Source organism: Kocuria rhizosphaericola (assembly GCF_044462205.1).
In the GTDB taxonomy this organism is placed as follows: domain Bacteria; phylum Actinomycetota; class Actinomycetes; order Actinomycetales; family Micrococcaceae; genus Kocuria; species Kocuria rhizosphaericola.
Map to the genome: position 1 here is coordinate 1 of NZ_JBISWK010000054.1, position 23581 is coordinate 23581.

Annotated in this window: 22 protein-coding genes and 1 tRNA gene; 18 read left to right on the forward strand and 5 right to left on the reverse strand. The window is 72.9% G+C overall.

Features of this window, described 5'->3' with window-relative positions:
• Positions 1 to 21: 21 nt before the first annotated feature.
• The gene (locus ACH9D2_RS05940) at positions 22 to 510 is read right to left on the reverse strand and encodes a succinate dehydrogenase hydrophobic membrane anchor subunit (RefSeq protein ID WP_396361878.1); all 489 of its coding nucleotides are present in this window, start codon (positions 508 to 510) and stop codon (positions 22 to 24) included.
• A gap of 5 nt (positions 511 to 515) precedes the next feature.
• On the reverse strand, positions 516 to 896 hold the full coding sequence (sdhC, locus tag ACH9D2_RS05945) for a succinate dehydrogenase, cytochrome b556 subunit (RefSeq protein WP_396361879.1): 381 nt from the start codon (positions 894 to 896) through the stop codon (positions 516 to 518).
• 225 nt (positions 897 to 1121) lie between these two features.
• Between sdhC and ACH9D2_RS05950 the strand changes: the two genes are divergently transcribed.
• The 17 genes from ACH9D2_RS05950 to ACH9D2_RS06030 all read left to right on the forward strand — a co-directional run bounded on the left by ACH9D2_RS05950 (position 1122) and on the right by ACH9D2_RS06030 (position 21463).
• On the forward strand, positions 1122 to 2249 hold the full coding sequence (locus ACH9D2_RS05950) for a mannose-1-phosphate guanylyltransferase (protein WP_396361881.1): 1128 nt from the start codon (positions 1122 to 1124) through the stop codon (positions 2247 to 2249).
• 39 nt (positions 2250 to 2288) lie between these two features.
• A complete protein-coding gene (locus ACH9D2_RS05955; RefSeq protein ID WP_396361882.1) occupies positions 2289 to 3536 on the forward strand; it encodes an amidohydrolase in 1248 nt (415 codons plus the stop codon).
• A 106-nt stretch (positions 3537 to 3642) separates the two neighbouring features.
• On the forward strand, positions 3643 to 4752 hold the full coding sequence (locus ACH9D2_RS05960) for a BMP family lipoprotein (protein WP_396361884.1): 1110 nt from the start codon (positions 3643 to 3645) through the stop codon (positions 4750 to 4752).
• 113 nt (positions 4753 to 4865) lie between these two features.
• The gene (locus ACH9D2_RS05965; RefSeq protein WP_396361886.1) at positions 4866 to 6452 is read left to right on the forward strand and encodes an ATP-binding cassette domain-containing protein; all 1587 of its coding nucleotides are present in this window, start codon (positions 4866 to 4868) and stop codon (positions 6450 to 6452) included.
• Positions 6449 to 7702, forward strand: a complete 1254-nt coding sequence (locus ACH9D2_RS05970) for an ABC transporter permease (RefSeq protein WP_396361888.1) — start codon at positions 6449 to 6451, stop codon at positions 7700 to 7702. Before ACH9D2_RS05965 ends, ACH9D2_RS05970 begins: the two co-directional genes overlap by 4 nt.
• Entirely contained in the window at positions 7699 to 9099 is a 1401-nt protein-coding gene (locus tag ACH9D2_RS05975; RefSeq protein WP_396361890.1) for an ABC transporter permease, read from the forward strand. Before ACH9D2_RS05970 ends, ACH9D2_RS05975 begins: the two co-directional genes overlap by 4 nt.
• A gap of 85 nt (positions 9100 to 9184) precedes the next feature.
• Entirely contained in the window at positions 9185 to 9562 is a 378-nt protein-coding gene (locus ACH9D2_RS05980) for a cytidine deaminase (protein ID WP_396361910.1), read from the forward strand.
• 18 nt (positions 9563 to 9580) lie between these two features.
• Entirely contained in the window at positions 9581 to 10888 is a 1308-nt protein-coding gene (locus tag ACH9D2_RS05985; protein ID WP_396361891.1) for a thymidine phosphorylase, read from the forward strand.
• Positions 10889 to 11005: 117 nt separating this feature from the next.
• The gene (locus tag ACH9D2_RS05990; RefSeq protein WP_396361892.1) at positions 11006 to 12631 is read left to right on the forward strand and encodes a hypothetical protein; all 1626 of its coding nucleotides are present in this window, start codon (positions 11006 to 11008) and stop codon (positions 12629 to 12631) included.
• A 32-nt stretch (positions 12632 to 12663) separates the two neighbouring features.
• On the forward strand, positions 12664 to 13788 hold the full coding sequence (locus tag ACH9D2_RS05995; protein WP_396361912.1) for an adenosine deaminase: 1125 nt from the start codon (positions 12664 to 12666) through the stop codon (positions 13786 to 13788).
• A complete protein-coding gene (locus tag ACH9D2_RS06000; RefSeq protein WP_396361893.1) occupies positions 13785 to 14519 on the forward strand; it encodes a MazG nucleotide pyrophosphohydrolase domain-containing protein in 735 nt (244 codons plus the stop codon). Before ACH9D2_RS05995 ends, ACH9D2_RS06000 begins: the two co-directional genes overlap by 4 nt.
• A gap of 187 nt (positions 14520 to 14706) precedes the next feature.
• Entirely contained in the window at positions 14707 to 15990 is a 1284-nt protein-coding gene (gene eno, locus ACH9D2_RS06005; protein WP_396361895.1) for a phosphopyruvate hydratase, read from the forward strand.
• A gap of 126 nt (positions 15991 to 16116) precedes the next feature.
• Positions 16117 to 16890 carry an FtsB family cell division protein gene (locus ACH9D2_RS06010; protein WP_396361897.1) on the forward strand — a complete coding sequence of 258 codons (774 nt, stop codon included), beginning with the start codon at positions 16117 to 16119 and terminating at the stop codon, positions 16888 to 16890.
• A gap of 8 nt (positions 16891 to 16898) precedes the next feature.
• On the forward strand, positions 16899 to 17495 hold the full coding sequence (locus ACH9D2_RS06015; protein WP_396361898.1) for a DUF501 domain-containing protein: 597 nt from the start codon (positions 16899 to 16901) through the stop codon (positions 17493 to 17495).
• Positions 17496 to 17529: 34 nt separating this feature from the next.
• Complete coding sequence (locus ACH9D2_RS06020; protein WP_396361900.1) at positions 17530 to 18480, forward strand: Ppx/GppA phosphatase family protein; 951 nt, start codon at positions 17530 to 17532, stop codon at positions 18478 to 18480.
• 34 nt (positions 18481 to 18514) lie between these two features.
• Positions 18515 to 19978 (forward strand): S8 family serine peptidase, encoded by a 1464-nt coding sequence (locus ACH9D2_RS06025; protein WP_396361901.1) that lies wholly within the window; start codon positions 18515 to 18517, stop codon positions 19976 to 19978.
• A 75-nt stretch (positions 19979 to 20053) separates the two neighbouring features.
• On the forward strand, positions 20054 to 21463 hold the full coding sequence (locus ACH9D2_RS06030; RefSeq protein ID WP_396361903.1) for an FAD-dependent oxidoreductase: 1410 nt from the start codon (positions 20054 to 20056) through the stop codon (positions 21461 to 21463).
• A gap of 124 nt (positions 21464 to 21587) precedes the next feature.
• Here ACH9D2_RS06030 and ACH9D2_RS06035 read toward each other — a convergent pair whose 3' ends face one another.
• Together ACH9D2_RS06035 and ACH9D2_RS06040 are read right to left on the reverse strand one after the other, a co-directional pair.
• Positions 21588 to 21860, reverse strand: a complete 273-nt coding sequence (locus ACH9D2_RS06035) for a hypothetical protein (protein ID WP_396361904.1) — start codon at positions 21858 to 21860, stop codon at positions 21588 to 21590.
• 188 nt (positions 21861 to 22048) lie between these two features.
• The gene (locus ACH9D2_RS06040; protein WP_396361906.1) at positions 22049 to 22294 is read right to left on the reverse strand and encodes a hypothetical protein; all 246 of its coding nucleotides are present in this window, start codon (positions 22292 to 22294) and stop codon (positions 22049 to 22051) included.
• A 265-nt stretch (positions 22295 to 22559) separates the two neighbouring features.
• Here ACH9D2_RS06040 and ACH9D2_RS06045 point away from each other — a divergent pair.
• Positions 22560 to 22633: transfer RNA gene (locus tag ACH9D2_RS06045), tRNA-Leu, on the forward strand.
• Between the two features lie 88 nt (positions 22634 to 22721).
• On the opposite strand, the gene ACH9D2_RS06050 is transcribed toward ACH9D2_RS06045, so the two are convergent.
• Positions 22722 to 23561, reverse strand: a complete 840-nt coding sequence (locus ACH9D2_RS06050; protein WP_396361908.1) for an IS5 family transposase — start codon at positions 23559 to 23561, stop codon at positions 22722 to 22724.
• Between the last annotated feature and the right edge of the window lie 20 nt (positions 23562 to 23581).

Below are 23581 nucleotides of genomic sequence, written 5' to 3' on the forward strand. Positions count from 1 at the left end.
GGGCCGCCTCCGGCAGGGCTCTCAGCCCGCGGTGCAGAAGCTCGCGAGCAGCGCGGGGTCCGCGCCGGCCGGGCAGGGCTCGAAGGTGAAGATGACCAGGGTGCCGAGCAGGATCACGAAGGCGGACGTGGTGAAGAGGAAGACCTTCAGCCAGAACCGGGTCCGGTCCCGCTCCGCGTAGTCGTCGATGATCACGCGCAGGCCGTTGGTGCCGTGCAGCATCGCGAGCCACAGCAGGAGCATGTCGAAGACCTGCCAGAACGGGCTGGCCCACTTGCCGGCCACGAACGCGAAGTCCACCGCCTCGACCCCGCCCTCCGGGGACACCAGGTTGACCCACAGGTGGACGAAGACGAGCACGAGCAGGACCACGCCGGACATGCGCATGAACAGCCACGCGTACATCTCGAAGTTGTTGCGGCGGGAGGAGGAGCGGTTGTACTTGACGCCGTTGACCTCGAGGTCCTTGCTCCGGGGGACCGAGATGCTTGCCTTGAGCGGAGTGCTCATCGTGATTAACCCCCGAAGATGTTGGACAGGTGACGGATGAGGAACGGGACCATGACGACGACCCACAGGATCAGGACGCCCCAGAGCATCTGCTTCTGGTACTTGGTGCCGCTGGACCAGAAGTCGACCATAATGATGCGCAGGCCGTTGAACGCGTGGTAGACGATGGCCGCCACGAGACCGGCCTCGCCGAGGCCCATGACCGGGTTCTTGTAGGTCTCCATGACCGCGTTGTACGCCTCCGGCGAGACCCGCACGAGCGCGGTGTCCAGGACGTGGACCAGAAGAAAGAAGAAGATGGCCACGCCGGTGATGCGATGGGCGACCCAGGACCACTGGCCATGGGCCTGGCCGCGGTACAGGGTGCCCTTGGATGTCTTCGCCACTGAAAAACCTCCCTGAGTCGCTCGCCGTCGTGCGCTCTAGAAATGTTCGGGAATTCGCACTGCGCACGACGTGAGCGGAGCCCTCCGGCTCTGTGTCGGATGATGCGCGAGTTCCCTCCCACGATACCAGCACGACCGGTGTTTACTGACAGCCTGTCCCGCACCGGAGCGCGGTTCCCGCCGCGGGCGGACGTCGTTTTCCGCGGGTTCCCGGGGCGAGGTCGTATGGTGTTGTCCGTGACCTCCCCACTCGCGCACTTCCACCCCTTCATCCCTGCCGGAGGGGTCGGCTCCCGGCTGTGGCCCCTGTCCCGGGCCGACGCCCCCAAGTTCCTGCTCGACCTGACCGGCTCGGGCTCGTCCCTGCTGCGTGCCACGTACGACCGGCTCGCGGGTCTGGGCGGCGGCCGGGTCATGGTCGTGACCGGGCGCACGCACGCCGCCGCGGTCTGCCGGCAGCTCCCGGAGCTCTCCGGCGAGGACCTCGTGCTCGAGCCGTCCCCCAAGGACTCGGCGGCGGCCATCGGCCTGGCCTGCATGCTGGTCCAGCGCCGCGACCCCGAGGCGATCATCGGCTCCTTCGCGGCCGACCACGTGATCGAGCCCGCCGACGCCTTCCAGGACGTGGTGCGGGAGGCCGTGGCCGCGGCGGCATCGGGGCGGATCGTGACGATCGGCATCCCGCCGAGCTCCCCGGCCACCGGCTTCGGCTACATCCGGGCCGGCGCTCAGCTCGGCCTGGCGGACGCGCCGCACGTGCTGCAGGTCGAGGAGTTCGTGGAGAAGCCCGACGAGGACACCGCCCGCCACTACGTGGCCAGCGGCAACTACACGTGGAACGCCGGGATGTTCGTGGCACCCGCGTCCCTGATGCTGCGCCACCTCGCGGCGAGCCAGCCGGAGCTGCACGCGGGGCTCACCGAGATCGCCGAGGCCTGGGGCACGCCCGCCCAGGACGAGGTGGTGGACCGGGTGTGGCCCGGGCTGCCCAAGATCGCGATCGACTACGCCGTGGCCGAGCCCGCGGCGGCCGCCGGGGACGTGGCCATGGTCCCGGCGAGCTTCACCTGGGACGACGTCGGGGACTTCGCCGCGATCCGGCGGCTCAACCACGTCGATCCCGAGTCCGACCCCGACATCACCGTCCTCGGCGACAACAGCCGGGTGCTCTCGGACAGCTCCAGCGGCATCGTCGTCTCGGACACCGGACGGCTGATTGCCCTGATCGGGGTCGAGGACATCGTCGTCGTCGACACCCCCGACGCGCTGCTGGTGACCACCCGGGAGCACGCGCAGCGCGTCAAGGACGCGGTGGCCTCCCTCAAGCAGAGCGGCAACACCGACGTCCTGTGAACGTCCCGGGCCGTGCGCGCCCGGGAGTAGTCTGGGCAGATGTCTGACGCGCCTTCCTCCTCCGCGGCCACGGAGGCCGGCCTCCCGCCCGCCATCGGCCCCCTGCTCAAGCGGTACCTGCCAGACCTGATCGCCTTCCGCCGGGACCTGCACCGCCACCCGGAGCTGTCCTACCAGGAGTTCCGCACCACGGACCGGATCGTGGGCGCCCTGGAGAACATGGGCCTCGCCCCGGTGCGGCTCTCGGACACCGGCTGCTACGTGGACATCGGGCACGGGCCGATCGCCGTGGGCCTGCGGGCGGACATCGACGCGCTGCCGATCCAGGAGGGCACGGGCCTCGAGTGGTCCTCCGTCAACGACGGCGTGGCGCACTCCTGCGGGCACGACATCCACGCCACGGTGATGGTCGGCGTGGCCAAGGTGCTCGCGGACCTGCACCGCACCGCCCACATCGCCGGCACCGTGCGGATCGTCTTCCAGCCCGCCGAGGAGCAGCTGCCCGGCGGCGCCCTCACCGTGCTCCGCCAGGGCGTCCTCGTGGGCGTGCCGCGGATGTTCGCCCTGCACTGCGAGCCCAAGGTCGACGTCGGCCAGGTGGGCACCCGGATCGGCGCCATCACGTCCGCCTCCGACACCGTGCGCATCGAGTTCACCGGCCGCGGCGGGCACACCTCGCGCCCGCACCTCACGCAGGACCTCGTCTACGCGATGGCCCAGATCGCCGTGAACGTCCCGGCCGTGCTGTCCCGGCGGATCGACGTCCGCTCCGGCGTGGCCGTGGTGTGGGGCCAGTTGCACGCGGGCGTGGCCCCCAACGCCATCCCCGCCACCGGGTTCATGTCCGGGACCATGCGCTGCCTCGACGCCGACGCCTGGCACCGGGCGGGCAAGCTGCTCGACGAGGTCGTGCACCAGGTCGCGGCGCCCTACGGCGTGGACGTGGAGCTGGAGCACATCCGCGGCGTCCCTCCCGTGGTCAACGGGGAGATCGAGACCACCCTGATCGAGAACGCCGCCCGCGCCGAGCTCGGCGAGGACGCGGTGGTGCTGGTGCCCCAGTCCATGGGCGGGGAGGACTTCGCGTGGTTCCTCCAGGAGGTCCCCGGGGCGATGATGCGGCTGGGCACGCGCACGCGGGGCGGGCACACCTACGACCTGCACCAGTCGGACTACGTGGCGGACGAGGCCGCGATCGGCTGCGGCATCCAGGTCATGGCCAGCACGGCCCTGCGCGCCATCCGGCTGCACTCCCGGCGGACACGACCGGACGTCTCGGCGAATTGACGTCCGCCTCCCGCCCTCCGTGCCTACCCGTGGGTAGAGTGGCACCACGTCGCGCTCCCGCGTGACCGGGCTCACGGCCCGGCCGCGCCCGTCACCTGGAGGAACCATGACCTTCTCGCCCCGGACGCCCCGAGGACACCGCCCGCTCTCCGCCGCCGCTGTGCTCGGCCTCTCAGCGCTCGTCCTCGCCGGCTGCGGCGCGGCCCCCGAGGAGGGTGGTGAGGCGCAGGAGCAGGCCACCGACTTCACCGGCTGCATCGTCTCCGACTCCGGCGGGTTCCAGGACCGCTCCTTCAACCAGAATTCCTACGAGGGCCTGCAGGCCGTCGAGGAGAGCATGGGCATCGAGGTCAACCAGGCCGAGTCCCAGGCCGAGACCGACTTCGAGCCCAACCTGACGTCCATGGTCCAGTCCGGGTGCGACCTGACGCTGTCCGTGGGCTTCCTCCTCGCCGACGCCACCCGGACCGTGGCGGAGGCCAACCCCGAGTCGGACTTCGCGATCGTCGACGACGCCTCGATCGAGCTGCCCAACGTGAAGCCGCTCGTCTACAACACGGCCGAGGCCGCGTTCCTCGCCGGCTACGTGGCCGCCGGCAGTACCGAGACCGGGACCGTGGCGACCTACGGCGGCATGGACATCCCGACCGTGACGGTGTTCATGGACGGCTTCGCCGACGGCATCGAGCACTACAACCAGACCAAGGGCGCGGACGTGCGGCTTCTGGGGTGGAACAAGGACACCCAGGACGGCACCTTCGTGAACAGCTTCACGGACACCTCCGCCGCGAAGACCACCACGCAGAACTTCATCAACGAGGGCGCGGACATCGTCCTGCCCGTGGCCGGGCAGGCGGCCCTCGGCACGATCGACGCGGTCGTCGAGTCCAACACGGACGGCGCGGACGAGGTCCGCTTCGTGTGGGTCGACGCCGACGGCTACGAGACCCTCGAGAAGGGCAAGCAGTACCAGCTCACCTCCGTGCTCAAGCAGTTGAGCACCTCCGTGCAGGACGTCGTCGAGTCGGCCGTGGAGGGCCAGTTCGACAACGAGCCCTACGTCGGCACCCTCGAGAACGACGGCGTGGGCATCGCCCCGTTCCACGACCAGGAGGAGGCCGTGGGCGAGGAGCTCGCCGGCGAGGTCGCGCAGCTGCGCCAGGACATCATCGACGGCACGATCACGGTCGAGTCCGAGAACTCGCCGCAGGCCTGATCCCGGACCCCACCGACCACCGCACCCACCGCCGCCGGCTGTGGCCCGGAGCCGGCGGCGGTGGCCGTCCGTCCGGGAGCCGGCGGACGGCCCAGGAGGAGGACCACCCCACCATGAAGCTGGAACTGCAGTCCATCACGAAGCGTTTCGGCTCCTTCGCGGCCAACGAGGACGTCGACCTCGTCGTGGAGCCCGGGCAGATCCACTGCCTCCTCGGGGAGAACGGGGCCGGCAAGTCCACCCTGATGAACGTCCTCTACGGCCTGTACCGGCCGACGGAGGGGCGCATCCTCGTGGACGGCTCCGAGGTGTCCTTCCGGGGCCCCGGGGACGCGATGGCCGCCGGGATCGGGATGGTGCACCAGCACTTCATGCTGGTGCCGGTGTTCACCGTCGCGGAGAACGTGGCCCTCGGCGCGGAGAGCACCCGCGGCGGCACCCTCGACCTCGAGGCCACCCGCCGCCGGATCCGGGAGATCTCGCAGCGCTACGGCTTCCACGTGGACCCGGACGCCGTCGTCGAGGACCTGCCCGTGGGCGTGCAGCAGCGCGTCGAGATCATCAAGGCCCTCGTGCGGGAGGCGCAGGTGCTCATCCTCGACGAGCCCACCGCCGTGCTCACGCCGCGGGAGACCGACGAGCTGCTCGAGATCATGCGCCAGCTGCGCGGCTCCGGGAAGTCCATCCTGTTCATCTCCCACAAGCTGCGGGAGGTCAAGGCGATCTCCGACGTCATCACGGTGATCCGCCGCGGCCGCGTGGTGGGGCAGACGTCCCCGGAGGCCTCGACCTCCGAGCTCGCGGCGCTCATGGTGGGCCGGGACGTGTCCCTGACCGTGGCCAAGGACGAGGCCGAGCCGGGGGAGCGTGCCCTCGAGGTCTCCGGGCTCACCGTGGTCGCGGACAACGGCGTGCGGCTGCTCGACGACGTCAGCTTCGACGTGGCCCGCGGGGAGATCCTCGCGGTGGCCGGCGTGCAGGGCAACGGCCAGACGGAGCTGGCCGAGGCGATCCTCGGCCTGCGGGAGCGGGCCACCGGCTCGATCCGGCTGGGCGGCACGGAGCTGCTCGGGAAGTCCGTGCGCCAGGTCCTCGACGCGGGCGTGGGCTTCGTCCCGGAGGACCGCTCCACGGACGGGCTCGTCGGCCCGTTCACCGTCGCCGAGAACCTCGTGCTGGACCTCTACGGCGACGACCGCTTCTCCCGCGGGCCGTCCCTGCGGCTGGGCGAGGTCCAGGCCAACGCCCGCCGCGCCGTCGAGCAGTTCGACGTCCGCACCCCCTCCGTGGACGCCCCCGTGCAGACCCTGTCCGGCGGCAACCAGCAGAAGGTCGTGCTCGCCCGGGAGCTCTCCCGGCCCCTCGAGCTGTTCCTCGCCTCCCAGCCCACCCGCGGCGTGGACGTCGGCTCGGTCGAGTTCATCCACGAGCAGATCGTCGCCGAGCGGGACAAGGGCGTGCCCGTCCTCATCGTCTCGACCGAGCTCGACGAGGTGTACGCGCTGGCGGACCGGATCGCCGTGTTCTTCCACGGCCGCCTCATGGGCATCGTGGGTCCCGACACCCCGCGCGACGTCCTGGGGCAGATGATGGCCGGGGCCACTGCCGAGGAGCTCCTCCCGGCCGGCCCGCCGCAGACCACCGCGCCGCAGGGCGGGGACCGGCAGCGCACGGCGCAGCAGACGAAGGAGCAGGCATGAGTGCCACCGGCACGGCCCCCGCGGCCGCCGACCAGCAGAAGGCGCCGCCGCCCACGACCGTCGCGCCCGGGGCCTCCCGGCGCGCCTGGACGGGCTCCGCGCTGCAGTCCGTGCTCGCGATCGTCGCCGCCCTCGTGCTGGGCGGGCTGCTCATCGCCCTGACCGACGACCGGGTCGCCGACACCGCGGGCTACTTCTTCGCCCGGCCCGGGGACACGCTGGCGGCGATGTGGGCCGCCGCGTCCTCCGCCTACGAGGCGATGTTCTACGGCGCCGTCTACAACCCGAACGGCACCACGTTCGCGCAGCGGGTCTACCCGCTCGCGGAGACCCTGACCGTGGCCACGCCGCTGGTCCTGGCGGGTCTCGGCGTGGCCGTGGCCTTCCAGGCAGGGCTGTTCAACATCGGCGCCCAGGGCCAGCTGCTCATCGGCGCGGCCCTCGCCGCCTGGGTCGGCTTCGCCTGGCAGCTGCCGGTGGGCGTGCACCTGCTCGCGGTGATCCTCGCCGGGGCGGTCGGCGGGGCGTTGTGGGGCGCGATCGTCGGCGTGCTCAAGGCCCGCACCGGCGCCCACGAGGTGATCCTGACGATCATGCTCAACTACATCGCGCTCAACCTCGTGGCCTGGCTGCTCACCCGCCCGGCGTTCCTGCGCCCGGGCTCCTCCAACCCCGTCAGCCCCCAGGTCGCGGAGACCGCGATGTTCCCCAAGCTGCTGGGCGAGCAGTTCCGGCTGCACTGGGGCTTCGTGCTCGCGATCCTCGCCACCGTGTTCATCGCGTGGCTGCTCAAGCGCTCCACGATCGGCTTCGAGCTGCGGGCCGTGGGCGCCAACCCGCGCGCGGCGCGGACCGCCGGCATCTCCGTCACGCGGGGCTTCGTCGTCGTCATGGTCCTCGCGGGCGCGCTCGCGGGGCTCGCGGGCGTCGCCCAGATCTCGGGCACAGAGCGCGCCCTGACCGCGGGCGTCGCCGCGTCCTTCGGCTTCGACGCGATCACGGTGGCCCTGCTGGGCCGGTCGAAGCCGTGGGGCACGTTCTTCGCGGGCCTGCTCTACGGCGGGTTCCGCGCCGGTGGCGTCACCATGCAGTCGATGACCGGCACGAACATCGACATCGTCCTGGTCGTGCAGTCCCTGATCGTCCTGTTCATCGCCCTGCCGCCGCTGGTGCGGACGGGCCGGGCCCGCTCCCGCCGCGGCCGGGGCACCACCACAGCCGCCACCGCCACCGAGGGAGGCCGGGCATGAGCTCGCAGCATCCGGAACCGCGCCCCGATCCGGCGCCCTGGGCCGCCGCCGGCTCCACCGGCAGCACGTCCCGCAGCGCGTCCGGCGGCCCGGCCCAGGCGACCCTCCCCCCGCCGACCGAGACCGCGCCGTCCACGACCGCCGCCCACGAGGTCGTGGGCGTCACGAGCCGGCGCATCCCGGTGGTCCTCGGACTGCTGAGCCTCGTGGCCCTCCTGCTGTTCGGGCTCAACGCCCCGGACAACACCGTGAGCTTCCGCGTCTCGGAGGCCGGTGACCTCTTCCGCGTGCCCGACCTCGTGGTGCACGGCGTGCTCTGGGGCTGGCTCACCGTCGCCGTGCTCGCCGGGCTGGCGGTCCTCGCGTTCCTGCGCGCCCGCGCCGGAGCGCGCCTGCCCCGGTGGACGGTGCTGCTGTTCGGCTTCTTCTTCGTCAGCGGCTTCCTCGTGTGGGTCGTGGGCAGCGCACGCAGCCCGGACGTGTCCCTGTCCGGGCTGCTGGCAGGGTCCGTGGCCCTGGCCATCCCGCTGATCTTCGGCTCCCTAGGCGGCCTGCTGTGCGAGCGCTCGGGCGTGATCAACATCGCGATCGAGGGCCAGCTGCTGTTCGGCGCTTTCTCCGCCGCGGTGGCCGGCTCCCTCTCCGGCAGCGCCTGGGTGGGCCTGCTCGCCGCCGTGCTGGGGGCCGGGCTCGTCTCCCTCGTGCTCGCGGTCTTCTCGATCGTCTACCGGGTCAACCAGGTGATCGTGGGCGTGGTGCTCAACGTGCTCGTGTCCGGACTGACCGGCTTCCTCTTCGCCACCGTGCTGGAGTCGGACCCGGGCGCGTTCAACTCCCCGCCGCGGCTGCCGCGCTTCGCCGTGCCGGTGCTCTCGGAGATCCCCCTCCTCGGGCCGATCGTCTTCGACCAGTCCGTGATCGGCTACCTGATGTACGCGGCGGTGGCACTCGTGTGGTTCGCGCTCTACCGGACGCGCTGGGGGCTGCGCACCCGCTCCGTGGGGGAGCACCCCAAGGCCGCCGACACCCTCGGTGTGAAGGTCAACGCCCTGCGCTTCCGCAACGTGCTGACGGGCGGGATGGTCGCCGGTCTCGGCGGCGCCTTCTACACGCTGGTCTCCGTCTCCGCGTTCACCCGCGACATGACCTCCGGCGCCGGCTACATCGCCCTGGCCGCCCTGATCTTCGGTCGCTGGAACCCGGTGGGGGCGCTGCTCGCGTCCCTGCTGTTCGGATTCGCCTCCAACCTGCAGTCGATCCTGTCCTTCCTGGGCACGCCCGTGCCCAGCCAGTTCCTGGCCATGCTTCCGTACGTCGTCACGATCCTGGCGGTCGCCGGGCTCGTGGGCGTCTCCCGCGGACCCGCGGCCATCGGCAAGCCCTACACCAAGGAGTGAGCGCCCTGTGAGCGAGACCCTGCACCCCGGCAGCGACCCCGACAGTGTCACCGGACAGGACGGGACCGGCGGCGAGGGGGCCCGGATCGACTGGGACCGGCTGCGGGAGGCGGCCGTGGCCGCCCTCGAGCACGCCTACGTCCCGTACTCGCACTACCCCGTGGGCGCGGCCGCCCTCACCGAGGACGGGCGGGTGGTCTCCGGGTGCAACGTGGAGAACGCCTCCTACGGGCTGACTCTGTGCGCCGAGTGCACCCTGGTCTCCGCGCTGCACATGTCCGGCGGCGGACGGCTCGTCGCCTTCGTGTGCGTCGACGGGCGCGGCGACGTCCTGATGCCGTGCGGGCGGTGCCGGCAGCTGCTGCACGAGCACCGCGGGCCCGGCCTGCGGCTGCTCACCGTCTCCGGGGTGCGCACCATGGCCGAGGTGCTGCCCGACGCCTTCGGCCCCGAGAACCTCTAGTCCCCGAAAGGATCCCTCATGACCGAGCAGTTCGACGCCGTCGACGTCATCCGGACCAAGCGCGACGGCGGTGCGCTGTCCCCCGAACAGATCGCGTGGGTGCTGGACGCCTACACCCGCGGGGTCGTGGCCGAGGAGCAGATGAGCGCCCTGGCCATGGCCGTCTTCCTGCGGGGCATGGACCGGGACGAGATCGCGTGCTGGACGCGGGCGATGATCGCCTCCGGCGAGCGGATGGACTTCTCGGAGCTCGTGCGCTCCGGGGCGCGCTCGGCCACCGCGGACAAGCACTCGACCGGCGGGGTGGGGGACAAGATCACCCTGCCGCTGGCCCCGCTCGTGGCGGTCTACGGCGTGGCCGTCCCCCAGCTGTCCGGGCGCGGCCTCGGCCACACCGGCGGCACCCTGGACAAGCTCGAGTCCGTCCCGGGCTGGCGGGCCGCCCTGTCCAACGAGGAGATGCTGGCCCAGCTGCGGGACGTGGGCGCGGTGATCTGCGCGGCCGGCTCGGGGCTGGCGCCCGCGGACAAGAAGCTCTACGCGCTGCGGGACGTCACCGGGACGGTCGAGTCGATCCCGCTCATCGCGTCCTCGATCATGTCCAAGAAGATCGCGGAGGGCACCCAGTCCCTCGTGCTCGACGTCAAGGTGGGGTCCGGGGCGTTCATGAAGGACCTCGCCTCCGCCCGCGAGCTGGCCCGCACGATGGTCGACCTCGGCACCGGTGCCGGAGTCACGACCACCGCGCTGCTCACCGACATGTCCACCCCTCTCGGGCTGGCCGTCGGCAACGCCGTGGAGGTCCAGGAGTCCGTCGACGTGCTCGCCGGCGGCGGCCCGGCCGACGTCGTGGAGCTCACCGTGGCGCTCGCCGCGGAGATGCTCGCCGCGTCCGGGATCCCCGACGCCGACCCGGCGGAGGCGCTGCGGGACGGCCGGGCCATGGACGTGTGGCGGGCCATGATCGCCGCCCAGGGCGGCGATCCCGACGCCCCGCTGCCGCGGGCCCGGGAGTCCGAGACCGTCGTGGCCGAGGCCGACGGCGTGCTCACCGAGCTCGACGCCCTCCAGGTCGGCGTGGCCTCCTGGCGCCTCGGAGCGGGCCGCGCCCGGCGCGAGGACCCGGTCCAGGCCGGAGCCGGGGTGCTGCTCCACGCCAAGCCCGGGGACACCGTCCGGGCCGGGCAGCCGCTGCTGACCCTGCTCACCGACACCCCCGAGCGCTTCGCGCGGGCCCGGGAGGCGCTCGAGGGCGCCGCCGTGGTCGCCCCGGAGGCGCCGGCGTCCGGCCCGGACCGCGCCGTGGTCCTGGAGACCGTGCGCTGAGCGCCGAGCACCGGGCGCTGAGCACTGGGGGCTGAGCACCGGGCGCTGAGCACCGGGGGCGGGCCCGGGGCGCGCCTATACTGCGGAGAGAACCAGCGCGAAACGAGAACCGAGGGCGTGCGCACACGCTCGGAAGGGTGGGTCCAGTTGGGTCTGCGAGGCATTTTCCGGAAGAACACCGAGGACAGCACGCCGCGCCGCGAGACCGGACGGCCGGAGCAGCCGGCCGGTCCGACCGCCGGCCCCGACGGGCGCGAGACGGACGACCGGAGCACCGGTGACCGTGACGCCGGGGCCCAGGGCACCGGCGGCCAGGACGCCGGCTCCCGGCGCCCCGAGGAGCGCGGTCCCGAGGGGCAGGGCACGGAGGAGCCCCGGCCGCTGCCCGACCACGGGCCGCTGCCCTACCTCGTGGACCGGCTGACGTCCCGGGGGGCCGACCGTGCGGTGCTCACGCTCGTGCAGCGCGGCAACACCATGACGCACCAGACCCAGCAGTCCGTGGGCGACGCCGACCCGTCCGTGGAGTCCGGCACCGTGGACCAGGACTCGCCGCTCTTCGACCCTGTGGCCGACCTCTACAGCGAGGCCATGTCCTCCCCGCGCGGCGCGTGGCAGAACGCCCGCCTCGAGGTGGGCCCGGAGCAGGACGGGGTCCGGTCCGTGGTGACGACCTACGGGTTCGCCGACGGCAGCGAGGACGTCCGGACCTGGCGGTCGGGCCGGCCCACGCCGGGCGCCGCCGGCGAGCGCTCCACCGACGAGCAACACTCCGCAGGGGCCGGGACCGAGCCGACGGCCCCTTCCGCGGAGCCCGCGACCGGCGGCGTTCCCGCTGCCGGCGGGGCCGGGTCCTCCGCGGCCGGCGCCGCACCGGCCTCCGAGCCGGCCGACGAGCCGGCTCCCGGGCCGACCGCCGTGCCGACCGCTGAGGGGACCGCCGAGCCGGGGCCCGTCCCCGGCACCGCCCCCGCCACGGAGGGCCCCGCCGCCGGCCGGGAGGACGACGAGCACCGCGTTCCCGGCCCCGACGCCGGCCACGACGACACTCCTCACCACGACGTGCCCGACCACGTCGACCACGAGGAGTGGCACGAGGACGCCGAGCCGGCCGCGCCCACCGGGGCTGCCGCCGCGACGGCCGCCGCGGCCGCCGCCGGCACCGCCGCGGGGGACGACCACGCCTCGTCCGCCCCGGAGACCGCGGTCTCCACCGACGTCTCGCCGTCCTACCGGGCCCCGGCAGGGATCCCGGACCGCCCCTCCCAGGACAGGCTGGCCGAGGGCAACCTCGTGCTCAAGGAGGTCGACGTCCTGCGCCGGCTCGGGGACGCCCAGCGGAGGCTGTTCGGCGAGGACGGCACGGCGATGGACGTCTCCACCGTCCTCGTGCGGGTGCGCGCCCTGGGCACGTACTACGACGCCCTCACCCACGTGCGCAAGAACGGCTTCTGGGACCAGCGCCGCACCTTCGACCTGATCCCGGAGGAGCTGCTGCACGTGCAGGAGCTCAAGGACGAGTCCTACGTGGAGGGCCACGGTGCTCCGCTGGCGATGATGTTCCGCTTCCGCCCGGGCATCCCCCCGGAGGTGTCCTTCGACTACGCGGACGAGGAGGCCTTCGTGCGCTACGAGGACCGGCTGCCCGCGCAGAACTACCTGGAGGAACTGCGGATGTACCCCCGAACCGGGGCGCACATCCCGCAGCACATGAACGAGGCCCTGCAGGACTGGAACTACTGAGACCGACCGAGACAGGGGCCGTCCCGACCGTGATGCTGACCTCCGCCGAACGGCACCCGGGCCGTGTGCCGGACCGGGTCCTGCGCGACCTGCCAAAGGTGTGCCTGCACGACCACCTCGACGGCGCCCTGCGCCCGGCCACGGTGGTCGAGCTGGCCGCCGCCGCCGGGCACCGCCTGCCCACCGAGGACCCGGAGGCCCTGGGCCGGTGGGTGCGGGAGAGCGCCGACTCCGGTTCCCTGCTGCGCTACCTGGCGACCTTCGAGCACACGGTCGCGGTGATGCAGACCCCCGAGGCGCTCGTGCGCTGCGCCCGGGAGTACGTCGAGGACCTCGTGACGGACGGGGTGGTCCACGCCGAGGTGCGCTGGGCCCCCGAGCAGCACACCGCGGGCGGGCTGTCCATGGCGGAGGCGGTCGAGGCCGTCCGGCTCGGTCTCTCGGAGGGCGTGCTCGCCGCGGAGGACGCCGGCCACATCGTGTCCGTCACCCAGATCCTCTGCGCCATGCGCCAGGCGGACCGCTCCCTCGAGGTCGCCCGCCTGGTGGTGGACAACCGGGACCGCGGCGTGGTGGCCTTCGACCTCGCGGGTCCCGAGGACGGCTTCCCCCCGGCCCGGCACCGTGCCGCCCTGGAGCTGCTCGCGGACGAGCTCGTGCCCGTCACGCTGCACGCCGGGGAGGCTGCGGGCATCGAGTCGATCCGGGACGCCCTGGCCACGGGCCGCGCGCTGCGCCTGGGCCACGGGGTGCGCATCGCGGAGGACATCGACATCGACTACCTGGAGGACGTCGCCGTCGTCGACCTCGGGCGCACAGCCGAGTGGGTCCGCGACCGGGGCATCGCCCTCGAGGTGTGCCCCACGTCCAATCTCCAGACCGGCGCCGTGGCCGCGTTCGGCGGCAGCCTGGACCGTCATCCGGTGGACATGCTCTACCGGACCGGCTTCATCGTGACCGTCTCCCCGGACAACCGGCTCATGAGCGGGACCACGGTCACGGACGAGCTCGCCCGCCTCGCGGCGCACTTCGGCTACGGGCTCGAGGACCTGGAGCGGCTCCAGCGCAACGCCGCGGCCGCCGCGTTCCTCCCGCTCGAGGACCGCACCGCCCTGGACGGGATGATCACCGACGGTTTCGAAGGGATGCACGCATGAGCCAGGGGCACGGCACCGACGACGTCGCGGCGGGACTGGGCGTCCCCGAGCGGACCGCGCAGCGCTTCGCCGAGCTCGTGGCGGTCATGGACCGGCTGCGCTCCCCGGGCGGGTGCGCCTGGGACGGGCAGCAGACCCACGAGTCCCTCGTGCGCTACCTCGTGGAGGAGGCCTACGAGGTGGTGGAGGCGGTCGAGGCCGAGGGCGGGCCGGCGGCGCACGCCGGGCTGCTCGTCGAGGAGCTCGGCGACGTCCTGCTCCAGGTGGTCTTCCACGCCCGGGTCGCCCAGGAGCGCCCGCGCGTCGAGGGCGGCTTCGACGTGGCGGACGTGCTCGAGGCCGTCACCGCCAAGCTGGTCCGCCGCCACCCGCACGTCTTCGACGTCGGGGCCACCGGGGACGTGGCGGGGGAGCAGTCCCTCGAGCAGCTGCACTCCCGCTGGGAGGACCTCAAACGGGCGGAGAAGCCCGAGCGGACCGGTCCCTTCGACGGCATCCCGCCGCACCTGCCGGCCCTGGCCCTCGCCGAGAAGACGCTCGCGCGGGCCCGCAAGCACGACCTCGAGCCCGCGGTCCCCGACGCGGAGGAGCCCGGCGGCCCGCGCACCGAGGAGGAGCTGGGCGAGGCGCTGTTCGCGCTCGTGCGCACAGCCTCCGCCCGCGGTCTCGACGCCGAGCGGGCCCTGCGCGGGGCCGCCCGCGCGTACGCCGCGGGGCGGAACGGGAACTGATCCCGTCACGGACCGTTGCCCACCGCCGGCCTCCGGCGCCGAGTCGCTAGGCTGGAGCCGCCGGGGGCGCCCGGCACCGGCGGTGCGGGCCCGGCGGCCGGTGCCCGGCACCGGAGCCCCGACCGCCCCACCGCACCCGTTCCACCCACGCCAGCGACAAGCCCAGCACCAACGTCAGGAGCAACCCATGGCCATGATCACCGCAGTGCACGCCCGCCAGATCCTCGACTCCCGCGGCAACCCGACCGTGGAGGTCGAGGTGCTGCTGGAGGACGGCAGCTACGGTCGGGCGGCGGTGCCCTCGGGCGCCTCGACCGGTGCCTTCGAGGCCGTCGAGCGCCGCGACGGCGACCAGGAGGTGTACCTCGGCAAGGGCGTCCTCGACGCCGTGAAGGCCGTCGACGAGGAGATCGCCGAGGCCGTGATCGGCCTCGACGCCACCGACCAGCGGCTGGTCGACCGGACCATGCTCGACCTCGACGGCACGGACAACAAGGGCGGTCTCGGCGCCAACGCCATCCTGGGCGTCTCCCTGGCCGTGGCCCGGGCCGCCGCGACCGCCTCCGACCTCGAGCTCTACAAGTACCTGGGCGGGCCCAACGCCCACGTGCTCCCGGTGCCCATGATGAACATCCTCAACGGCGGCTCCCACGCCGACTCCAACGTGGACATCCAGGAGTTCATGATCGCCCCGATCGGCGCCGCGACCTTCTCCGAGGCCCTGCGCACCGGCGTGGAGGTCTACCACTCCCTCAAGGCCGTGCTCAAGGAGCGTGGCCTGGCCACCGGGCTCGGCGACGAGGGCGGCTTCGCCCCGGACCTCGAGTCCAACCGCGCCGCCCTCGACCTCATCTCCGAGGCGATCGGGAAGGCCGGGTACACCCTGGGCACCGACGTGGCGCTCGCCCTGGACGTGGCCTCCTCCGAGTTCTTCGAGAACGGCAAGTACAGCTTCGAGGGCCAGCAGCTCAGCGCAGCGGAGATGACCACCTACTACGAGGAGCTCGTGCGCGACTACCCGATCGTGTCCATCGAGGACCCGCTGGACGAGGACGACTGGGCGGGCTGGCAGGCCCTCACCGCGTCCGTGGGCACCCAGGTCCAGATCGTCGGCGACGACCTGTTCGTCACCAACCCGGAGCGGCTGGCCCGCGGCATCGAGGAGGGCGCCGGCAACGCGCTGCTCGTGAAGGTCAACCAGATCGGCTCCCTCACGGAGACCTTCGACGCCATCTCCCTGGCCCAGCGGCACATGTTCCACTGCATGATCTCCCACCGTTCGGGCGAGACCGAGGACACCACGATCGCGGACATCGCGGTGGCCACCAACGCCGGGCAGATCAAGACCGGTGCGCCGGCCCGCTCCGAGCGCGTGGCCAAGTACAACCAGCTGCTGCGCATCGAGGAGGAGCTCGGGGACGCCGCGCGCTACGCGGGCGCCTCCGCGTTCCCGCGCTACACGGCGAAGTGACGAGCCGCGGCTGCTGACCGGCCCCGCCGGTCCGTCGTCGTGCGGGTGAGCGGCCGTCCCCGGGCGGCCGCTCACCCGTGAGCGGTACACTGGTCCCCGTCCCCGCCCTTCCCCCGTGAGGTCAGCATGCCCGCTCCCCGCCCGCGCACCACCCGCCTGCTCGGCGGGCGCGACGCCGCGCAGGGGCCACGCGGGCGTGACGCCGGGCCGGGCGGCGGATCCGGCGGAGGGTCCAGCGCGGTGGGCTCGCCCGTGCCCGCACGGACCTTCAGCGGGCGGTTCCTGATCCTCACGCTCGTGGCCGTCCTCATCGTCTTCCTGGCGGCGCCGACCACCAAGATCTTCCTCGAGCAGCGGACGGAGATCGCCCAGCTCGAGCGCGCCATCGCCGACATGGAGGCCCAGAAGGCGTCCCTGGAGGACCAGGTGGACCAGTGGTCGGACGAGACCTACGTCAAGCAGCGAGCCAGGGACCGGCTCCTCTACGTCATGCCGGGGGAGCGGTCCTACCTCGTGGTGGGCGCCGAGGAGATGGACGGCGCCGTGGTGGACTCCTCGGCGGCGCAGGTCGAGGCCGAGAAGCCCGCGTGGGTGGACGCCCTCTGGCAGTCCGTCGTGGCCTCCGCCTACGAGGACGCCGCTCCCGCCGCGGGCACCGGGGACACGGACGCCGGCGGGGACACGGACGCCGGCGGGGACACGGACGCCGCCGAGGAGCCGGGCGGCGACCCCGCGGCGCCCGGCGGGTCCGGCACCACGGAGGAGCCCGGACCGACCCAGGAGCCCGGCACCAGCGGGTCGGCGGAGCAGACAGAGCAGACCGTCCCGGCCGCCCCGGCGGACGGGACCGACGCGCCGCAGGACGCGGCGACGGACAGCCGCGGAAGCCCCGCGGAGTGAGGAACGGCGTGAACCCCCAGCACGGACACGAGCCCGGCGACCGACCCGCCCCCCGGGGGCTCGGGGTGACGGCCGGGACGGTCGAGCCCACGGCCCTGGACCTGCAGGTCCTCTCCCGGCAGCTCGGGCGCCCCGTCCGCGACGTCGTCGAGATCCCGGCCCGCTGCACGTGCGGGAACCCGCTCGTGGCGGCCACGGCCCCCCGGCTGGCCAACGGCACCCCGTTCCCCACCGTGTTCTACCTGGCCCACCCCGTCATCACCGCCGCGGTGTCCCGGCTCGAGGCCGCCGGCCTGATGTACGAGATGACGGACCGCATCGCCGAGGACGAGGCACTGGCCGCCGCCCACCGGGTCGCGCACGAGGACTACCTCAGCGAGCGCGTCCGGATCGGCGCCAAGGCCGGTACCGGGCCCGTTCCCGAGATCGAGGGCATCTCCGCCGGCGGCATGCCCGTGCGGGTCAAGTGCCTGCACGTGCTGGCCGGCCACGCGCTCGCGGCCGGGCCAGGGGTGAACCCGCTCGGCGACGAGACCCTCGAGGCGATCGCCGAGTGGTGGACCCCCGCCGCCTGCCACTGCGACCCCGCCTGGCGCGAGGCCTGAGACCCACCCGCCCCCGACACCCCGAGGACTCCCCATGCGCGTAGGCGCCATCGACTGCGGTACGAACTCCATCCGACTGCTCATCGCCGACACCCGGGAGGAGCAGGGCCGTGATGTGCTCGAGGACGTGGTGCGCGAGATGCGCGTGGTCCGTCTCGGCCAGGGCGTGGACGCCACCGGGTGGCTCGCCGAGGCGGCGCTCGAGCGCACGTTCGCGGCCACGGACGAGTACGCCCGGCTGCTGAAGGAGCACGACGTGGAGCAGCTGCGCTTCGTGGCCACGAGCGCCACGCGCGACGCCGGCAACCGTGACGTCTTCCTCGCCGGGATCCGCGAGCGCCTCGGGGTGACCCCCGAGGTCATCAACGGCGACGAGGAGGCGGAGCTGTCCTTCCGCGGCGCCTCGGCCGCCGTGGGCGGCACCGATCCCGAGGACCGGGTCCTCGTGATCGACCTCGGCGGCGGATCGACCGAGTTCGTGCTCGGCAACTCCCAGGGGGTGCGCGCCGAGCGCAGCGTGGACATCGGCTGCGTGCGCCTGACCGAGCGCCACCTCGGGTCCAACCCGCCGACCCCCGAGCAGCAGGAGGCCGTGCTGCGCGACGTCGACCACGCCGTGGACGTGGTCCTGCAGACCGTGCCCCTCGCCGAGGCGACCCACCTCGTGGGCGTCGCCGGCACCATCACGACCGTCACCGCCCACGCCCTCGGGCTGCCCGACTACGACCCCGCGGCGATCGACGGCGCGGAGCTGCCCGCCGAGCGGATCGCGCAGGCGTGCCGGGAGCTCACGGGCATGACCCGCGCGGAGCGCGCCGCGCTGCCCTACATGCACGAGGGCCGGGTCGACGTCATCGGCGGCGGCGCCCTCGTGTGGCGGCGGATCGTCGAGCGGGTGGGTGCGGCCACCGGTGGACGGGTGGACTCGGCGATCGCGAGCGAGCACGATATTTTGGACGGGATCGCCCTGTCCCAGGTCGACTGACCCGCCCGGACCTCCCCCCGACCCGGAAGGACGCATGTCTTCCAGCGACCCCCGCCGCCGTCCCCCGCGCCACCGCGCCCTCACCCGGTGGGGCGCGGTGGGAGCGGCTTCGGCCGTGGTCGGCGTGGGCGCGATGGCACTGCCCGGGGCGGGGCCCGCGCAGGCCCGTCCCGCGGTTCCCGGACCCGCCCCCAGCATCCCGATCGAGGACCCCGTCAGCGTGGCACCCGTGCCCAGCGAGGGCGCCACGCGCGCGCCGGACACGTCCCGCATCGCCGAGGACGGGATCCGTCCCCTCCAGTACTGGCTGGACGAGTACGGGGTGCGCGAGGCCTGGAAGGAGTCCACGGGGGAGGGCGTGCGGATCGCCGTCATCGACACCGGGGTGGACGGCTCGCACCAGGACCTCGAGGGCGCCGTGGTGGGCGGCACCGACGTCTCCGGCGGCGGCGCCGCGGACGGGCAGAAGGGCCTCGGCACCGAGCCGGAGCACGGGACCCTCGTGGCGTCCGTGGCCGCGGGCCGCGGGCACGTGGCCCCGGGCGGGCGGGACGACGACGCCCCCGGCCGGCCGGCGGGCATCGTGGGCGTGGCCCCGGACGCCGAGGTGCTGGCCGTGTCCACGTGGCTGGGCGACGAGAGCCCGGAGGTCCGCAGCGTCGACGAGCAGCTCCCGGACGCCGTCCGGTGGGCCGTGGACAACGGCGCGGACGTCATCAACATGTCGGTGGGCTCCAACGCGACCTCCTGGCCCGAGAGCTGGGACGAGGCCTTCCTCTACGCCGAGGAGAAGGACGTGCTCGTCGTCGCCTCCGCGGGCAACCGGGGGTCCGGGCTCGTCCAGGTCGGCGCCCCGGCCACCATTCCCGGCGTGCTGACCGTGGGCGGCGTGGGCCGCGCCGGGGAGGCGAGCTGGGAGTCCTCCTCGCAGGGCATCTCCATCGCCGTGGCCGGTCCCTCCGAGGACATGGTGGGCGCGATCCCCGGAGACCGGTACGCCTCGTGGGCCGGGACGTCCGCTTCCGCCCCCGTCGTGGCCGGCACCGCGGCGCTGATCAAGGCGAAGTGGCCGGAGATGAGCTCCGCCCAGATCGCGAACCGCATCGTCTCCACGGCCCGGGACACCGGGGCGCCGGGCAAGGACCCGCTCTACGGCTACGGGGTGCTGGACGTCGAGGCCGCCCTCACGGAGGACGTCCCCAAGGTCGACCGCAATCCGCTCGGCAGCATGGAGCAGTGGGTGCGGGTGCACCGCAGGAGCGCCGAGGCCACCCCCACGGCGAGCCCCACCGAGAGCTCTGCGCCCGTCACGGAGGAGGTCGAGGCGGAGGTCGCCGCGCCCGAGCCGGTCGCCCCGATGGACGAGACCGGGCTGCTGCCCGTGGTGGTGCTCTCCGGGTTCGGACTGCTCGTGCTGGGGCTCACCGCGGGGGCCGTGGTGCACATCCGCCGGATCGTGGCCGAGGGCGCGGACGGCGGTCCGGACGGCCGCGCCTGAAGCGTGCGCGGGAACACGGTGCGGACGCCTCTGGCGGGGACCGACATCGACAGCGTTCTGAGTAGACTCGGGGGCATGTCTTTCACTCAATTGGCCAAGGACCGTCCTCGCCTGCTGATCGTCGGCGGAGGCTACGTCGGCTTCACCGTGGCGCAGGAACTGCAGAAGCGGATCAAGGACTCCGGCGGAGTCGTCACCGTGGTGGATCCCAACCCGTACATGATGTACCTCCCCTTCCTGCCCGAGGTGGCCGGCGGCAACATCTCCTCCCGCAGCGCGGTCGTGCCCCACCGGAAGCACCTCAAGGACTGCGAGATCGTCACGGGTCACGTGCTCGGGGTCGACCACGCGAACCGCACCGCGACAGTCAAGGGCATCGACGAGGGCGAGACCTTCGAGCTCGCCTACGACGAGGTCGTCGTCGCCGGCGGCTCCGTCACCCGCGCCTTCCCGATCGAGGGCCTCGCCGAGAACGGCATCGGCCTCAAGACCATCGAGGAGGCCGTGGCGGTGCGCAACTGGGTGCTCGAGCGCATCGAGGTCGCCTCCCTCACCACCGACGAGGAGGCCAAGCGCCGGGCGCTGACCTTCGTGGTGGTCGGCGGCGGCTACGCCGGCACCGAGACCATCGCCGAGATCGAGGACATGGCCCGCAGCGCGGTCGAGCGCAACGAGCGGCTCCAGGTCTCCGACCTGCGCTTCGTGCTCATCGAGGCCATGGGCCGGATCATGCCGGAGGTCTCCGAGGACCGTGCCGAGAAGGTCGTGGCGCACCTGCGCAGCCGCGGCATCGAGGTGCTGCTCAACACGTCGCTCGACTCCGCGGTGGACAAGCACCTGAAGCTCGTCAACATGGAGGACAAGTCCCCGGCCGGCGAGTTCGGGACCGACACGCTGATCTGGACCGCCGGCGTGCAGGCCAACCCGCTCGTCAAGAGCACGGACTTTCCGCTCGACGAGCGCGGCCGCGTCCGGACCGGGGCCGACCTGCGGATCACCGGCGACGACGGCCCCCTCGAGGGCGCCTGGGCCGCCGGCGACGTCGCCGCGGTGCCGGACCTCACCGGCGGGGGAGTCGGCGGGTTCTGCGTCCCCAACGCCCAGCACGCGGTGCGCCAGGCGCACACCATGGTCAAGAACATCATGGCCGTCCGCGCGGGCAAGCCGCTCGAGGACTACTACCACGAGAACCTCGGCGCGGTCGCCGGACTCGGCCTCTACAAGGGCGTGGCCAGCATCAAGGGCCTCCCCGGCCTGCCCGAGAAGGGCATCGAGTTCTCCGGCCTCGCCGCCTGGGCGATGCACCGGCTCTACCACGGCTACGCGATCCCCACCGTGGACCGCAAGGCCCGCGTCTTCACCGAGTGGACTCTTAACTTCGTGTTCGGCCGGGACACCACCACGCTGCGCCACGAGCGGGACCCGCGCACGCGGTTCCAGGTCGCGGCCGGCCAGGCCCCGACCCCGCGCAAGGCCAACCTCTGACCCGATCCGTTCCCCGCTCGACCCCGTCCCGGCCACGTGCCGCGGCGGGGTCGAGCCGTTCCCGGGCCGCGCTGCCCCGGGGCCGACGCCCGTTCCGGGCGCCGTCCCCGCCGCGCCGGGACGGTCAGCAGCCGCCGGGGCCGAGGAGGCGCTGGCGGGTGTCGAGCTCGGCGACCAGCTCCTGGCACCGGTCCTTCGTCACCGGATGGGGCCCGTCCGGGTCGGCCAGGTACTCCTGCTCGAGCCGGCGGCAGACTCGGCTGTGCAGCACCTGCAGCTCGTTCAGGCCCAACTCCGAGAGGTCGGAGGGGAACGGATCAGCAGGAGCCAGGAAGGTGCCGGGTGCCGTGGGAGCCGCCGGGGGGCGAGGGAGGGACGGGGCGAGCTGGGGGTTCATGCGGGCGACCCTTCGACCGGGAGCGGTGCGGCCGGCTGCTCGACCGGTTCCCAGGCTAGGTGGCCGCGCGTTCCCTGAACAGAGCTTTGCATGATTTGCAGTCCGACCCCCGGTCCGCACCCGCGGCACCGGTACGGGCCGGTCCGACGACGACGCCCCGTGCCCGGCGCAGCCGCCGCCGCGGTCCGTCAGCGGACGAGCTCGGGCTGGGCGATCTCGCGGGCGTCGAGCTCCACGGTGAGCTCCTGGTGGCGGTCGAGGGTCACCGGGTGGGCCCCGGACGCGCCGCCGAGGTGTTCCCGGTCGAGCTGGCGGCCGACCCTGCTGTGGAGGACGTGCAGCTCGGCCAGGGACAGCTCGGTCAGATCGGCAGGGAACTCGTCGTCGGGCGCCAAAAAGGTCCTGCCGCTGGGCGGGGCCACGACCTCGCTCATGCCGCCGCCGTCCGGCACGGGGCCGGGGTGCGCCGACCCGGGGCAGGTGGCGGGCGGTGTCCGCCGTCCGGCGGGAACCGGGGAGAAGGGGGGATCTGGTGGTCCACGGGGGCAGCCTCCTGCGGATACGACGACGTCGTAGCCGGCTGCTCGACCACTGAGCCAGAATACTGGATCCGCTGCCCGGTGCACGAGAGCGGCTCCCGCTCCCGGCTCTGGACCGCCCCGGTGAGGCGATAGGGTGGGGCGGCGGCCTGGTGAGCCGGCCCCCATAGCCCAATCGGCAGAGGCAGCGGACTTAAAATCCGCTCAGTGTCAGTTCGAGTCTGACTGGGGGCACGCTATAACTGCGGTATTCCGCGGCAGTTGGAGGTTGGCCCGAGTGCTCGACTCGGGCCAGCCGACGTTTAGAGGTTCCGCCGATAGGTCATGGTCGTCGGGTTGGGCGGGTGTCCCAGCGTTGGGTGGTCCAGGCCTCGCGGAGGAGGCGTCGGGTGATGATGATGGCGTTGGCCAGTCCGATGAACGCCTCGATGACGCGGGTGCGGCGCTCGGTGCATATCGCCAGCTTCTTGAAGCCGCGGTTGTGCCAGGCATTGGTCCGTTCCACCACCCAGCGGGCGGTGTTCTGGAACGGGGCCGGGACGCCCTTGGTCGCGATCCGGCCCTCGCAGCCGAGCTCCTCCAACAGCTCCCGGGTGGGCCTGGAGTCGTAGCCGGCGTCCAGATGCACCGTGATCCGCTCGGGCAGCTCGAAGCCGAACCGGGACAGCGTCTCCAACGTGGGGCGCAGCAACGGGGAGTCGTGGCGGTTGGCCGGGGCCACGACGGTCCCGAGCGGGATCCCGGCACCGTCGGTGAGCACCGAGCGTTTCGTACCCTGTTTCCCGCGGTCCACCGGGGATCTTCCGGCGGTCTCGCCACCGCACGGGGCCTTGGTGATGCACCCGTCCACCGCCAAATTCCCCAGCTCGAGCCCGACCATCTTGTCGTAGGCGTGAAGGCAGGACTGTTCAAGGGCGGTGAAGATCTCCGCGGCGGTCCACTCGTCGCGTCGGCGTCTGATGGTAGTGGCCGAGCAGGTGGTGTCGGCGATCTTCTCGTAGGCAGCCCCGAGGACGAGGACCTGCACGAGCTTGTCGAACACCACCCGGTCCGGGATGCGTGGCCGGTGGCAACCCAACGGATGCTCGTCCGCCACAGGCGGGATCAGCACCTGGAACTGGTCCCCGATGGGCTCGATGATGCACGATGGAACGGCAGGCACGAGTGCTCCTGGTCAACACA